General features: G+C 54.1%; 13 protein-coding genes. 6 read left to right on the top strand and 7 right to left on the bottom strand.

The genetic code is table 11. The features are described from left to right. The first annotated feature begins 60 nt into the window (after window positions 1–60). Entirely contained in the window at window positions 61–1,092 is a 1,032-nt protein-coding gene (locus DSM117340_RS03325) for an alkane 1-monooxygenase (protein ID WP_089887852.1), read from the top strand. A gap of 9 nt (window positions 1,093–1,101) precedes the next feature. Further along, on the top strand, window positions 1,102–1,500 hold the full coding sequence (locus tag DSM117340_RS03320) for a hypothetical protein (protein WP_354689852.1): 399 nt from the start codon (window positions 1,102–1,104) through the stop codon (window positions 1,498–1,500). Here the strand turns inward: DSM117340_RS03320 and DSM117340_RS03315 are convergent. After that, the gene (locus DSM117340_RS03315; RefSeq protein WP_354689851.1) at window positions 1,497–2,291 is read right to left on the bottom strand and encodes an SseB family protein; all 795 of its coding nucleotides are present in this window, start codon (window positions 2,289–2,291) and stop codon (window positions 1,497–1,499) included. The genes DSM117340_RS03320 and DSM117340_RS03315 overlap by 4 nt on opposite strands. Beyond that, on the bottom strand, window positions 2,288–2,869 hold the full coding sequence (locus DSM117340_RS03310) for a uracil-DNA glycosylase family protein (protein WP_089887846.1): 582 nt from the start codon (window positions 2,867–2,869) through the stop codon (window positions 2,288–2,290). Before DSM117340_RS03310 ends, DSM117340_RS03315 begins: the two co-directional genes overlap by 4 nt. 268 nt (window positions 2,870–3,137) lie before the next feature. On the opposite strand from DSM117340_RS03310, the gene DSM117340_RS03305 reads away from it, so the two are divergent. Genes DSM117340_RS03305 through DSM117340_RS03295 form a run of 3 tightly spaced genes read left to right on the top strand, consistent with a single transcriptional unit; the run spans window position 3,138 to window position 6,996 of the window. Next, window positions 3,138–3,797, top strand: a complete 660-nt coding sequence (locus DSM117340_RS03305) for an ATP-binding cassette domain-containing protein (protein WP_089887844.1) — start codon at window positions 3,138–3,140, stop codon at window positions 3,795–3,797. Next, window positions 3,775–5,442 carry a capsule biosynthesis protein gene (locus DSM117340_RS03300; protein ID WP_089887842.1) on the top strand — a complete coding sequence of 556 codons (1,668 nt, stop codon included), beginning with the start codon at window positions 3,775–3,777 and terminating at the stop codon, window positions 5,440–5,442. Before DSM117340_RS03305 ends, DSM117340_RS03300 begins: the two co-directional genes overlap by 23 nt. Window positions 5,443–5,502: 60 nt before the next feature. Then, the gene (locus DSM117340_RS03295; RefSeq protein ID WP_089887840.1) at window positions 5,503–6,996 is read left to right on the top strand and encodes a phosphomannomutase/phosphoglucomutase; all 1,494 of its coding nucleotides are present in this window, start codon (window positions 5,503–5,505) and stop codon (window positions 6,994–6,996) included. A 40-nt stretch (window positions 6,997–7,036) separates the two neighbouring features. Here the strand turns inward: DSM117340_RS03295 and DSM117340_RS03290 are convergent, their stop codons facing one another. From DSM117340_RS03290 to DSM117340_RS03270, 5 genes are all read right to left on the bottom strand, one after another. Beyond that, the gene (locus DSM117340_RS03290) at window positions 7,037–9,049 is read right to left on the bottom strand and encodes a M3 family metallopeptidase (RefSeq protein ID WP_089887838.1); all 2,013 of its coding nucleotides are present in this window, start codon (window positions 9,047–9,049) and stop codon (window positions 7,037–7,039) included. Between the two features lie 21 nt (window positions 9,050–9,070). Continuing rightward, the gene (locus DSM117340_RS03285; RefSeq protein WP_089887836.1) at window positions 9,071–10,087 is read right to left on the bottom strand and encodes a HesA/MoeB/ThiF family protein; all 1,017 of its coding nucleotides are present in this window, start codon (window positions 10,085–10,087) and stop codon (window positions 9,071–9,073) included. Then, a complete protein-coding gene (gene dut, locus DSM117340_RS03280) occupies window positions 10,087–10,542 on the bottom strand; it encodes a dUTP diphosphatase (RefSeq protein ID WP_089887834.1) in 456 nt (151 codons plus the stop codon). The genes DSM117340_RS03285 and dut overlap by 1 nt, the downstream gene beginning before the upstream one ends. A gap of 44 nt (window positions 10,543–10,586) precedes the next feature. Next, on the bottom strand, window positions 10,587–11,780 hold the full coding sequence (gene coaBC, locus DSM117340_RS03275; RefSeq protein WP_089887832.1) for a bifunctional phosphopantothenoylcysteine decarboxylase/phosphopantothenate--cysteine ligase CoaBC: 1,194 nt from the start codon (window positions 11,778–11,780) through the stop codon (window positions 10,587–10,589). 75 nt (window positions 11,781–11,855) lie between these two features. Beyond that, window positions 11,856–12,650, bottom strand: a complete 795-nt coding sequence (locus DSM117340_RS03270; protein WP_089887830.1) for a ChaN family lipoprotein — start codon at window positions 12,648–12,650, stop codon at window positions 11,856–11,858. Window positions 12,651–12,780: 130 nt separating this feature from the next. On the opposite strand from DSM117340_RS03270, the gene DSM117340_RS03265 reads away from it, so the two are divergent. Continuing rightward, window positions 12,781–13,467, top strand: a complete 687-nt coding sequence (locus DSM117340_RS03265) for a glutathione S-transferase (protein ID WP_089887828.1) — start codon at window positions 12,781–12,783, stop codon at window positions 13,465–13,467. The last annotated feature ends 9 nt before the right edge of the window (window positions 13,468–13,476 follow it).

Below are 13,476 nucleotides of genomic sequence, written 5' to 3'. Positions count from 1 at the left end.
ATTTCCGCCTTAGTCCCGCCATTTTCTTTAGGTAAACTGATGTGAAGAAGAGGCTATGTTATGGTTTATTTTGCCTGTGCGACGTTAGCACATGTTGCTCTATTGGGTCTGGCGTCTTTTGTTGGCGGCAGCCTTATATGGCTAGCCCTCCTTTACATCACCCTTTTCACAGCTGCTCTTGATAAGTTTTTACCATTTGTGTTGCCTCAAATGCCTGAAGGCACAGAGTTTCCAACGGGCGCAAATTTATCGGTTTTACTTGGTGGCTTACATTTTGCGTTGCTGACGCTAGGAGTAATAAGCCTTTCATGGTTTGAGCATAACGTCCTCGAAAAGCTTGCTCTCTTTACCAGTTTTGCGCTGTTTTTCGGACAAGTCTCCCACCCGAACGCCCATGAACTCATCCACCGGAGAGAACGCTACGCTCGACGCCTTGGTCGCTCCGTCTATGCATCGCTATTGATGGGACACCACGCCTCAGCCCATGTATTGGTTCATCATGTTCATATTGGCAGCGAAGCCGATCCCAACAGTGCCCCGCGAGGTTTGGGATTTTATCGTTTTTTCCTAAATGCTTGGGCGGAGAGTTATCACAAGGGGCGAGTGCAGGAAAGTGCACGCCTTTTGAGGGCCCAGCGAACGCTTTTCTCTCACCCTTACATTCATGACACGCTTATTGGCGTAGTCGCCTGCAGCTTTAGCTTTGCAATAGGTGGTTTTCTCGGTCTCTCTCTCTATATGGGGCTCGCTCTCTACGCACAGGTACAGATACTACTTGCCGACTATATCCAGCACTATGGATTGCGCCGTTTAAAGAATGAAGCCGGAAAGCTGGAGCCTGTGAGCGAAGTTCACTCGTGGAACTCACCTCACTGGTTTTCAGCGTCCCTGACACTCAATGCACCCCGCCATTCAGACCATCACATGCACCCACAACGCCCATATCCAGCATTGCGACTAACACCTCAAACGATGCCAACATTGCCTCACTCCCTGCCTGTCATGGCCATCATTGCGCTCTACCCGCCCCTTTACCGAAAGGTCATGGCACGGGCGCTTAGAGACTTGCCTCAACAGTACACCTCCGCCTAAGCTGGCTTCATGTTACGCTTGGCATGCTTTTTGTTATCAATTCCCCTCGCCCTTTCAGCTCAAGAACGGCTGACAGGAAATGATTTTGATGCCTTCACGCGCGGTCAAACTTTCTACTATGGATACGATTTGGAAGCTTATGGAGCTGAAGAGTATCTGGATGACCGCAGAGTCCGATGGTCGTTTTTAGATGGCGAGTGCAAAGATGGTTATTGGCATGATACGCCTGAGAACCTGATTTGTTTTGTCTATGAAGACCGTCCAGATGCGCCACAGTGTTGGGCTTTTTTCAAAGATAACAACAAACTGAGAGCAACTTTTGAGAACGGTGCACAAGCCGCTCCACTCTACCAAATAGAGAAGACTGAGACGCTAATGATTTGCACAGGCCCTAAAATAGGCGTCTAGCGTAAGCGCGGTGGCTTGGCAGGGTCACTTCCAGGAGTAGCAATTTGAACGCTCGCAGGTTCAGCAGGCTTTGGCACATCAAAGCGAAGCCCTGCTCGAGCAAACTGTGCGCGCAACGCCTCACTATCATTGAAAAACGCTACATCGAGACTGGTGTCTTCCAGACCCGAAAAAACGAGAGCTTCACTGGCTGCCTTTGCTAAGGGGGCTTGCGCAGGTTCTTTCGCGCCCAGAATTGCGAGCATCATACCCCCTTCATCCTTGGCAACAAGGTAGGCCACATTCGCCAATCCTGCAGCGCGGCTGAGCTTTGCGTCGAGCGCATGAAGCAGAACTTCTGGAATATCGGGGCTTTTGAGTGCAGCAAGCCCACCTTTACGTTTGGGTGCAGGCTCTGCCTCTTGCGGAGAAGCCTTCAGTGTATCGCGCATCCAGAGCATCGCTTCATGCGGTAACATGATAGAAGAGGGTGCAACTTCAAGGTTGAGCGCCAGGCCGGCACCTTCTGCGGCCAGCATCTGCACCATAATCCGACCAGATAGTGCGGCGTAGGGCGCAGGCCCACCGGAAAAAGCAGAAAGACGCTCAGTTGAGTCAAATCCCAAGACAAACCTTGTGCCATCAACTTCAATGATCTGGGGCTCGATCATTTCCGCTTTTGGTTCAGCATCAAGCAGAAGAAAGACTTCAATATCAGCCAAGATCGCGTAGAAGCTCATCCGTAGTTGTACATCTTCTGGATGTTGCATCATGGCCGCATGGGCTGTGTCCAGGACTGTTGCGTTGCTCATGCCAAAACCTCTTTTACAGCAGCACGCAGCTCGGGCAATAACTCTGCCTCAAACCACGGATTTTTCTTAAGCCACCCCGTATTGCGCCAAGACGGATGCGGCAAGGGAAAAACCTCCGGTGCCATATCTCGCCATGTCCGAACTGCTTCGGTGACTGAGCGCCGAGAACCAAGATGGTAAGACTGAGCAGACTTTCCCAAGACAATGCGTAGCTTCAGTGCAGGAAGCATCTCCATCACTTTATCATGCCATGTCTCACTGCAAATCGTTGGAGGGGGCAAGTCATTCGTTTGAGCATCATAGCCTGGGAAGCAAAATGCCATCGGAACAATGGCCACCTCATTCTTGTTATAAAACTGTTCCGGAGTCAGCCCCAACCAATTGCGCAGACGTTCACCAGAACGGTCGTCAAACGGAACGCCGCTCTCGTACACTCGCATCCCTGGAGCTTGGCCAGCGATCAATATACGCGCCGATGAGTTCAACCAGACTATAGGTCGTGGCTCATGTCCCGTGTGGGTTGCAGCAAACCTAAAGGCACAAAGCCTACAAGCAGAAATATCATCTAGAAGTGTCATTCTAGGAGTTAATCTGAAGTCAATCGCCACAACAACAGGCGCCCGTCGAAAAAGTTCAGCCGAAGCATAGAACACCCAAACTAGATAGAAAGCATGCGTCCAGAGGGCGGATTAGCACGTTTTGGCTGTTTTGATTAAACACGTCTTAATTTTGCCCAAAACAACTGTATACTCAGACGAAACAATAAAACGGCCAACTTCAAACAATACATATACTCTTAGTAAAATAAGCGTAGTGAGAACTGGCCAGAGCAGAAACGGAGCGGGCATGCTCGAGTTTAACAACGTCAGCAAGTCCTTTTGGACGGGCACACAGAGAAAAGTGATCCTTGAACAGGTCTCTTTCCGTGTGGAGCTTGGCAATTCACTCGGTATTCTAGCCCCCAATGGCACAGGGAAAACCACTCTTATCAATATGATGTCGGGCCTTGAGAAACCTGACGAAGGCTCAATCTTGAGAGAGTGTAAAATCAGCTTTCCACTCGGTTTTATGGGTGGAGTTGTTCCGCGCCATACTGCTGTCGAAAACAGTCGCTTTATTGCCCGCCTCTATGGCTTGGACCCCGATTATGTTGAGGCCTTCTGCCGCTGGCTCTGCAACCTTGGAGAATACTTCGAGCAGCCACTTGGAACTTATAGCCAAGGCATGCGCGCGCGTTTCTCCTTTGCGCTACTGCTGGCGCTTGATTTCGATATCTACCTAATTGATGAAGGCATGCCAAACTCCACAGATGTAGAGTTTAACCGGAAGGCAGGCGAAATTCTGCGTGATCGTCTGCGCACAACAACCGTGATCATCGTATCCCACCAAGCACAAGTACTCGAAAAGTTCGCCCGCACGGCGGCTGTTTTGATTGATGGCAAGTTACATATGTTTGACACCCTAGAAGAAGCGAAACAGCTCTATGACTACCAAACCCAAAGCTAGAAAGTTTCGCATCAAACGCACCACACCGTTGGGCGCTGAAGGAAGCGAGAACCATGCAGCGAACCGCTCTGTTCCAAGAGAGGCAGAGGATATGCCAAAGCCACAAGCTCGGGCAACTCAAGAGCCGCTCAAGACGCCTACGCAGAACATAGCTCGCCAAAGCGCCGTGGATTCTCCACAGCAAGTCAAAGCCGAAACTGACATTGACGCGATCCGCCGCGAGGGTCTCACAGGGCGTCAGCTTCGGATGGCGCGCCGAATGGCTCAGAAACATGGGCTGGCTCCAATTTCTGACTTTGATGCCGTACGTCAATTACGCCTGAAGGGTATTGACCCTTTCCAAAGCTCCAACATGCTTGAGCTCGTCGTACCAACAAAAGACGGTGAAGATGATGCCGAGATGGGCACGGTTTTGCCTGGAATGGGTAAAATTCAACTGCCACAGACTATCAAACCGGCCTCGTCGCAGGTCCCGCAAACCGAAGTTTATACTGCTGATCGTCGCGCAATGGAGATCACAGGAATTCAGCGTGACATCGCCAGCCGGCGTCGTAAGCGGCTCGCACTCTTGCTGGCTCGACTTTCAGCTTTTGTCTTCCTTCCGACTATTCTGGCAGGATGGTATTATTATGCGATCGCAACACCCATGTACTCAACCAAATCTGAATTTCTGATCCAGTCCGCAGATGGCGGCGGAGGTGGAGGTCCTTTAAGTGGTTTGATCCCTTCTCAACTGGCCAACAGTCAGGAAAGCATTGCCGTTCAATCTTATCTTACATCAAAAGATGCTATGATCCGGCTGGATGAAGCACTGGGCTACAAGCGCCATTTCGCGCAGCCAGAAATCGATGCTATTCAACGCCTTGATGCCGATACAACCAATGAAGCAGCCCATAAGATCTACAAAAAGAACATCAAAATCGGCTACGATCCCACCGAAGGCGTTGTCAGGATGGAAGTCATAGCGGCCGATCCAATTGTCGCCACCGATTTTTCAAAGGCTCTTATTTCTTATGCCGAAGAGCGTGTCGATGAGCTTTCACAAAATATTCGCAACGATGCGATGGAAGACGCACGGCGCAACCTCGAGCGCGCAAAAGTGGAGCGCCGCGAAGCGCAGGAAAACTTAATCCGCTTGCAGGAAGTGTACTCTGCAGACCCGACCGAACAGCTCGCCGCATTGCGCACACAGATTACCAGCTATGATCAGCAGCTACTCGAAAAGAAGCTCGCACTGCAGGCCTTGCTAGACAACCCACGCCCCAACCAAGCAAAGGTAGACGGGGCGCGCGGCGATGTTCGCCGGCTACAAGATGTTCTGACAGGGCTCAATGCCCGCATGATCGAAGCGGACAGCTCAGGGCTATCACTCGTACAACAATCAACCGAGATAGAGCTTGCGCGTGCTGACCTTGCGACAGCCGATGCATTCTTGCAATCCGCTCTTCAAGGCGAAAAGCAAGCCGCTCTGGAGGCAGGTCGTCAAGTACGCTATCTGACTGTTCCGGTCCGGCCCATTGCATCAGATGCTCCAAGCTATCCGAGGAAATTTGAGAACACCATTCTGGCATTCCTGATTTTTTCAGGGGTATACCTGATGGTGTCACTGACAAGTTCGATCCTACGAGAACAAGTTTCGAACTAAACATTTTTGCATCAGAGCCCTTGAGGGCCCTTCCATTTTCAAAGTTCAACGAGAGTCCTTATGTTGCCCCAAAACACCTCGACCCCAAACACTTGGTCCTTTCTGCGTGATCCCATGATCACCCCAACTGGGTTTCGCGAATACGACGCCCGATGGAAGTATCCTGAGGAAATCAATCTTCCCGGCATAACCGCACTCGGCATCGGCCTCGGGACACAGATGCATGCGCGCGGAATCGAGCCAGTTATAGCTGTCGGAAATGACTATCGCGATTATTCGCTTTCCATAAAAAACGCTCTGATGCTGGGACTCATGCAAGCGGGCATCCATGTGAAAGACATCGGCCCTGCCGTGTCGCCCATGGCCTATTTCAGTCAGTTTCATCTCAACGCCCCTGCCGTTGCTATGGTCACAGCAAGCCACAATCCAAACGGTTGGACAGGCGTAAAAATGGGATTTGAACGTCCCCTCACCCACGGCCCCGACGAGATGAACGAACTGCGCGCTATCGTACTTGAAGGCCGTGGCATGGCCCGCGCAGGTGGCACTTACGAGTTTGTCGAAGGCGTGCGTGAAGCCTACATCGACGATCTGGTCGGCGATTTCAAAATGTCTCGCAAACTGCGCGTAGTCTGTGCCACCGGCAATGGTACAGCGGCCGCCTTCGCCCCCGAAGTCTTTGAGCGCATCGGTGTTGAAGTCGTGCCCTCGCACAACGAGCTTGATTACACCTTCCCACATTACAACCCAAACCCCGAAGCCATGGAAATGCTCCATGACATGAGTGCCTCGGTCAAAGAGAGCGGCGCCGACTTCGCGCTCGGTTTTGATGGCGATGGCGACCGCTGCGGTGTGGTCGATGATGAATGCGAAGAGATTTTCGCTGACAAAGTCGGCGTGATCATGGCACGCGATTTGAGCAAAATTTATCCAAACAGCACCTTCGTCGCCGATGTTAAATCGACCGGCCTTTTTGCCTCAGATCCAGAGTTGCAAGCCAATGGCGTAACAGCCGACTACTGGAAAACAGGCCACAGCCATATGAAGCGCCGCGTCAAGGAGCTCGGCGCTTTGGCGGGCTTTGAAAAATCGGGACATTACTTCCTCGCGGAACCCGTTGGGCGCGGCTATGACTGCGGCCTGCGTGTTGCGGTTGAAATCTGTAAGCTTATGGATCGTAACCCCGACATGAAGATGTCGGATCTGCGTAAGGCCCTGCCTAAAACTTGGGCCACGCCGACCATGTCACCCTATTGCGCCGACCTGGAAAAATACGATGTGCTTGAGCGCCTTGTTGCCAAACTGCTCGCCAAAGCCGAGGCAGGCGAAAGCTTCGCAGGCCGCAGCATCAAAGAGGTGGTCACAGTCAACGGAGCGCGTGTCATTCTGGACAACGGCTCATGGGGTCTCGTCCGCGCCAGTTCCAACACGCCCAATCTTGTCGTCGTTTGTGAAAGCTCAGCGTCAGAAGCAGAAATGCGCGCCATCTTCTCCGATATTGACGCCGTCATCCGTACAGAGTCTGCCGTCGGTGACTACGACCAGATGATCTGACACCCCCAATCAGTCGGATGGCCCGCAGGGCCATTCGAAATCAGGCAGCAAGACCGCGCCCCTTAAGAAGGGCCTCAACACCCGGCATACGCCCGCGAAAGGCCTCATAAAGCTCGGCTGCGTCCCTTGAGCCGCCTGACGAGAGAATGTTGCGTTCCAGCGAAGCCGCCAGCTGCCCATCAAAGGCATCGCCCTTTTCTTCAAACGCCTCAAAGGCATCGGCGTCCATCACTTCAGACCACATGTAGGAATAGTACCCCGCAGAATAGCCATCGCCAGAAAATACATGGGCAAACTGCGGCGTCGCATGGCGCATGACAATCGCGGCGGGCATATCCATTTCGGCAAGGATCTCAGCCTGTTTTGCCATCGGATCGGCGGGGGCTACGCCTTCATGAAACGCCAGATCAACCATCGCCGAGGCGACGTATTCCACTGTCTGAAAACCCATATCAAAGGTCGCGGCCCCCAGCACCTTGTCAAGCAGTGCCTTTGGCATCGGCTCGCCTGTCTCATAATGCGTTGCAAACTCGGCCAGAACCTCAGGCACATCAAGCCAGTGTTCATAAAGCTGGCTCGGAAGCTCCACAAAGTCGCGCGCCACCGAGGTTCCCGAAATGCTCTCATAGGTCACATTTGAAAGCATCTGGTGCAACGCATGGCCAAACTCGTGAAACAAGGTGCGCGCATCGTCATAACTGAGCAACGCAGGAGTTCCTTTGGCAAAGTTGCACACGTTGATCACAATTGGCGTTTGCACTTCTGGGTACTTTGCCTGCGCACGCATTGCCGAGCACCATGCTCCTGAGCGCTTGGAGCCGCGCGCAAAATAATCGCCAATGAACACGGCCACATGCTTGCCCGCGCGCGTGACCTCCCAAGCGCGGCAGTCGGCGTGATAAAGCGGCACGTCAAGCCGCTTAAACTCCAGCCCGAAAAGTCGGGTGGCGCAGTCAAAACTCGCCTCAATCATGCGTTCGAGCTGGAAGTATGGCTTCACCTCAGCTTCATCAAGATCATGCTCCGACACACGGCGTTTAGCAGCGTAGTAGCGCCAATCCCAAGGCGCCAGATCGCCGTTGACACCTTCCGCGCGCATCATCTTAGTAAGCACCGCAGCGTCCGCCTCGGCTTGCGCTTTAGCGGGCTCCCAGACATCCATCAGCAGTTGGCGCACAGCAGCGGGAGTCTTCGCCATTTCGGTTTCCAGTTTGTAATCGGCAAAGCTAGCGTAACCCAGAAGGCCCGCACGCTCTTCCCGCAGAGCAAGTATTTCGGCGCAGATCGCACGGTTGTCTGTTGCCCCTCCATTGGCGCCGCGCGCCGCCCAGGCCTCAAAGGCTTTTTGGCGTAGGTCGCGGCGTGCAGAGAATTGCAGAAAAGGAACGATCAGCGACCGCGAGAGGGTCACCACCGGCCCGCCCGCACCCTTTTCCTCACCCGCTGCACGCGCCGTGTCGATCACAAACTGCGGCAGCCCTTCGAGGTCCGGCTCGCCAAGCTCCATGAACCAGCTACGCTCATCGGCAAGAAGGTTTTGTGTGAAGCTTGTGCCAAGCTCAGCGAGGCGCGATTTAATCTCGGCCATACGGGTATCTTCCACCCCAGTCAAAGCCGCTCCAGCGCGCACAAAACCCCGATGCGTCAGCATCAACACGCGCGTTTGCTCATCCGAGAGATTAAGCCCGTCGCGATTTGTCCAAACATCTTGCAAGCGCTGAAACAGGGCCTTGTTCGCCGTAATCCGCGAGAAATGCGCAGCAAGTTTGGGTGAGAAATCGCGCTGCAGCTCTTCGCGCGCAGAGTTGCTATCGGCTCCCGCCACCGTGAAGAACACCGAAAGCACTTTGTCCAATGCACCGCCCGCGCTTTCCAATGCGCCAATGACGTTTTCGAAGCTGGCGGGCGATACATTCTGCGCGATGGCCGCGATTTCAGCGTCATGCGCGGCGAGAGCTTCATCAAGGGCTGGCGCGAAGTCATCATCAGATATCGCGTTAAAGGGAGCAATCTGAAAAGGCGTGGACCAATCGGCCAGAAGCGGGTTTATCATCGGATTTCCTTTGCGTTTGTGTCAGGCTATCTCGCCATGACAGATAGGACAGTCTTTGCGCGCAGCGAGTTTGATTTTGCGGCTTTCGCCATAAAGCCCGTCATAAATCAGCATTTCGGCACGCAGGATATGGCCCGCGCCGGTAATAACCTTGACAGTCTCTAGCGCCATCATCGTTCCAATCACCCCGGGCAAGGGTGCGACCACGCCGGCCTCAGCACAAGATGGCGCGAGCCCGTCTACGGGCGCCTCGGGGAAAATACATTGGTAGCAGGGCCCGCCGCGCGCCGGATCAAAGACCGAAAGCTGCCCCTCCCATTGAGCCAAAGCACCTGAGACAAGCGGCTTCCCAAGGGCCACGGCAGTCGCGTTGCTCAAGTAGCGCGTAGTGAAATTGTCGGTTCCATCAAGGATCACATCATATTCTGCAAAAAGCGCCTCAGCGAGCTCGGCTGTGAGACGGCGCTGGTAGGGGCGTACCTCAATATACGGATTGAGCGCGCGCATGGCCTCAGCAGCGGAGTGGACCTTGGACGTGCCAATCGCCTCGTCGCGGTGGATCACCTGGCGCTGCAGGTTGCTGTGATCGACCATGTCGTCATCGATCACCCCGATTGTACCAACGCCCGCTGCCGCAAGATACATCAGTACTGGTGAGCCAAGACCGCCTGCGCCGATCACGAGCACCTTGGCGTTTTTGAGCTTTTTCTGTCCTGGTCCACCAAACTCGCGCAAAACAATATGGCGTGCATAGCGCTCAAGCTCGGCCTCGCGGAATGTGCCTTGTGATTTGGTTTCGGGTTCAAGTTTCACACGAGATTTGAGGCGCGAAAGGCCAAAGGCATAAGCCGCCACCAGTGCCACAATCCCTCCAACGATAGCCCATGGCGCAGGATTGCCGCCGTCCACAACAAACTGAAACCCAAGTGCCGCCCCATAGACCAGCACAATAAGCCCCCAGACCATGACCTTCGGCCAGCGCAATCGTCTACCTAGAGCCCAGATCATTGCCATGACACCAAGAACAGCCAGCGCCATCAGCTGCGCCCTGTCGAGCCAAAGCCGCCTGTGCCGCGGGCGGTGTCAGAAAGTGCGTCGGACAGCTCGAAACGCGCCTGCACCACAGGGGCAACCACCATCTGTGCGATGCGCTCGCCGTGTTTGACGGTGAAAGGCTCCGAGCCTGCGTTCATCATGATCACTCCGAGTGGTCCGCGATAATCGGCATCTATCGTGCCTGGACTGTTGAGCAAGGTGATACCGTGCTTCAACGCCAGCCCCGAGCGCGGGCGCAGCTGCACCTCATAACCTTGCGGAATCTCAAGCCTAAGCCCCGTGGGCACAAGCGTGCGCGCGCCCACCTCAAGGGTGATCTCACCACGGTCTGCAAAGTTCGCACGAAGGTCCGCCCCAGCGGCACCTGCACTCTCGTAAGCAGGCAGGCCCAAGCCGCAATCCGCCTCCTCATCCCAAATGAACTTTACAGTGATCACATCACGCCCTTTTTCTTTCTAAAAACATCACCGCTGGAGGCTCCTCAACCCAGAGCTGCAGCGATCCGCTCTGCAAGCTGGCGCGCCACCTCGCCCTTGCCCATGCGCGGCCAGTCTTCCACACCGTCATCCGTAATCAGATGCACCGCGTTTTCTGTGCCTCCCATGATGCCTGTTTCGGGACTGACATCATTGGCAACAATCCAGTCGCATCCCTTGCGTTTGCGTTTCGCTGTGGCGTTGGCGATCACATCATCAGTCTCTGCTGCAAAACCAACGACAAGCCCTGGGCGGTCCTTTTTCATTTGGCTCACTTCAGCCAGAATGTCAGGGTTTTCGGCGAATTCGAGAATCGGCAGCTTGCCGTCCTGTTTTTTGATCTTGGAGTTGCTCTCGCGCTTTACCCGCCAGTCGGCCACAGCGGCGGCAAAAACGCCAGCGTCAACAGGCAAAGCGTTTTGCACAGCCTGAAGCATCTCAGCAGCACTCTGAACCGCGACAACCTTAACACCCGAAGGCGGCGCCACATCGGCGGGGCCTGTAACAAAGACAACCTCTGCGCCAAGGCTTGCAAGAGCAGAGGCTATCGCCGTGCCTTGCGCCCCTGAAGAGCGATTGGCGATATAGCGCACCGGGTCGATCGGCTCATGCGTGGGGCCTGATGTAACGAGAACGCGCTTGCCTCTGAGCGGACCGTCAGAGAGCGCGAGCTCAACAGCCGCGACAATTTCCATGGGCTCGGACATGCGCCCCGGGCCATGCTCGCCACAGGCCATATCGCCATTGTTCGGACCGATAACCTGGACTTTATCGCCCAGCAGAGTGGCGAGGTTGCGCTGTGTTGCAGCATGCTCCCACATCCGCAAATTCATAGCGGGAGCAATCATCACAGGGGTGTCTGTTGCCATCAGAAGCGTTGTCGCAAGATCATTGGCATGGCCGCCTGCCATCTTAGCCATGAGATCTGCCGTGGCTGGGGCAACAAGTACAAGGTCGGCTACACGGCTCAGCTGGATATGGCCCATCTCGGCCTCATCTGTCAGATCAAAGAGATCAGTGTAGACTTTCTCGCCCGCCAAAGCTGAAACCGAGAGGGGCGTAACAAACTCCTGCGCTGCGCGTGTCAAAACGGGCGTTACGCATGCGCCACGTTCTTTCAAACGACGAATGAGATCGAGGCATTTATACGCCGCGATACCGCCGCCGATAATAAGCAATATTCTTTTGCCAGCCAGCATAGCGGCCCCCGCATCTTTTCCGTCATCACAAGAGTTAAGCCGAGCAGAGAGCAAACTCAATGGGCACAAGCAAACTCAATCTTTGGAGAAAGCGGCACACGGGTCATCACGTGAGGCTGCTGGGCTGTATCTGACTTCGTCAAACACGCCCTCTGGCATAAGTCCCGTTTCGCCCTGACCGATCGAATAAACCAACAGGTCTGCCCTTGCCTTAGTAAGGTAAACAGACATTCCCCAGTCTTTTCGAGCATGGCCATTTCCGGTTATCACCACAACGGGGCCATCTGTCTTTGTAAGCGCCTGAGCGGTTGCGCGTGCGAGCTCTGCATCCCGCAAGCGTTGGACATCGACCATGATGGGCAATATTTCGGCCGGCAAGGCATCACAATGCGCCGCCAGTTGATACGCTTCACGGGCCGCTTGTTCTTCATCGCCCAATGACGCACTCAAGCCGTAAATTTCTGACTGAACACCAAAATAGCTCGCGGCCCCCTGCAGCATAGCGGTATGCACCCTCTCTCGGCTCACATGAGCTCCAAAGACCAGCGCTTCTGGCGCAGCCAGTAAAATGGGTGCGTAATGTGTACCGACATCTGAGCCCCGCTCCCACCAGTTCAGAGCCTGAAGAGCATTCACGTCGCGACGTTTTTCAGGGCCAATCGCCTGCGCATCTTCGGCGGAGAGCATTTCAAACACCAAAGCTTTAGGCATGATCGCCGCTGTCAATTCCGCTTGGCGCACATGATGATCCATATTGTCATGAATTTCGCCAATGACATAGACATTCGCCTTGGGCAAAAAATCCGTTTGGTCTGCCAGAGCCACTGGACCAAAACATAGGATGAAAACGAAAAGGGCAATCTGTTTCATGAGACGACTTCGCCACGGCAACGACCGATTTGCAAGGACAAACGCGGTTATCAAACTGCAACAAAACTGTGATGGTAACACTCAAAAGCTAGCACTGTTCTCCCACTCAAAATCAGCGTATTTATAAGACATGACGTATGATTTATACATTGGTGACAAAGCCTTTTCGAGCTGGTCTTTGCGCGGCTGGCTCATGTTGGAACATTTTGGGCTGCCCTACCGTGCCCATGCCGTAGGACTCTACGACGGAACGATGGCTGCAGACCTTGCTGCGCTGTCCCCAGCGCGCACTGTGCCTGCTCTGCTCTGTGAAGACGGCGCAGTGCTCTTTGACAGTATGGCAATGGCCGAAGAGCTTGCGACACGTCATCCTGAAGCACAGCTCTGGCCTGCCGAGCCCAAGGCCCGCGCTCTCGCCAGATCGATCACAGCAGAAATGCATGCGGGGTTTTCGGCCTTGCGCAACGAGTGCCCCATGCAACTCTTTCATCAATGGGTTGGATTTGAACCAACGGCGGAGGTACGCAAAGACCTTGCACGCTTTGAAGTGCTCTTCAGTCATACCAGACAAATAAAACTTGAAGGGCCTTGGTTATTTGGTGCCTATTCGCTTGCTGATGCGTTTTATGCACCACTCATGGCGCGCATTGCTGGCTATGCGTTGCCTGTGTGTGCGGATGTTTCAACCTATGTTGCAACAACACTTGCAGATTCAGCCTTTCAGCAGTGGCGCTCAGAAGGCATTGCGAAAACATACGAGCCGTTCCCCTACCCCCAACCACTCAAAAAAACTGAGTGGCCCACGGCTCACGTCTAATCTGAGAAA

Origin of the sequence: Lentibacter algarum (assembly GCF_040580765.1) — a bacterium.
GTDB classification, from domain to species: Bacteria; Pseudomonadota; Alphaproteobacteria; order Rhodobacterales; family Rhodobacteraceae; genus Lentibacter; species Lentibacter algarum.
This window is presented reverse-complemented; position numbering and strand designations above follow the sequence as displayed.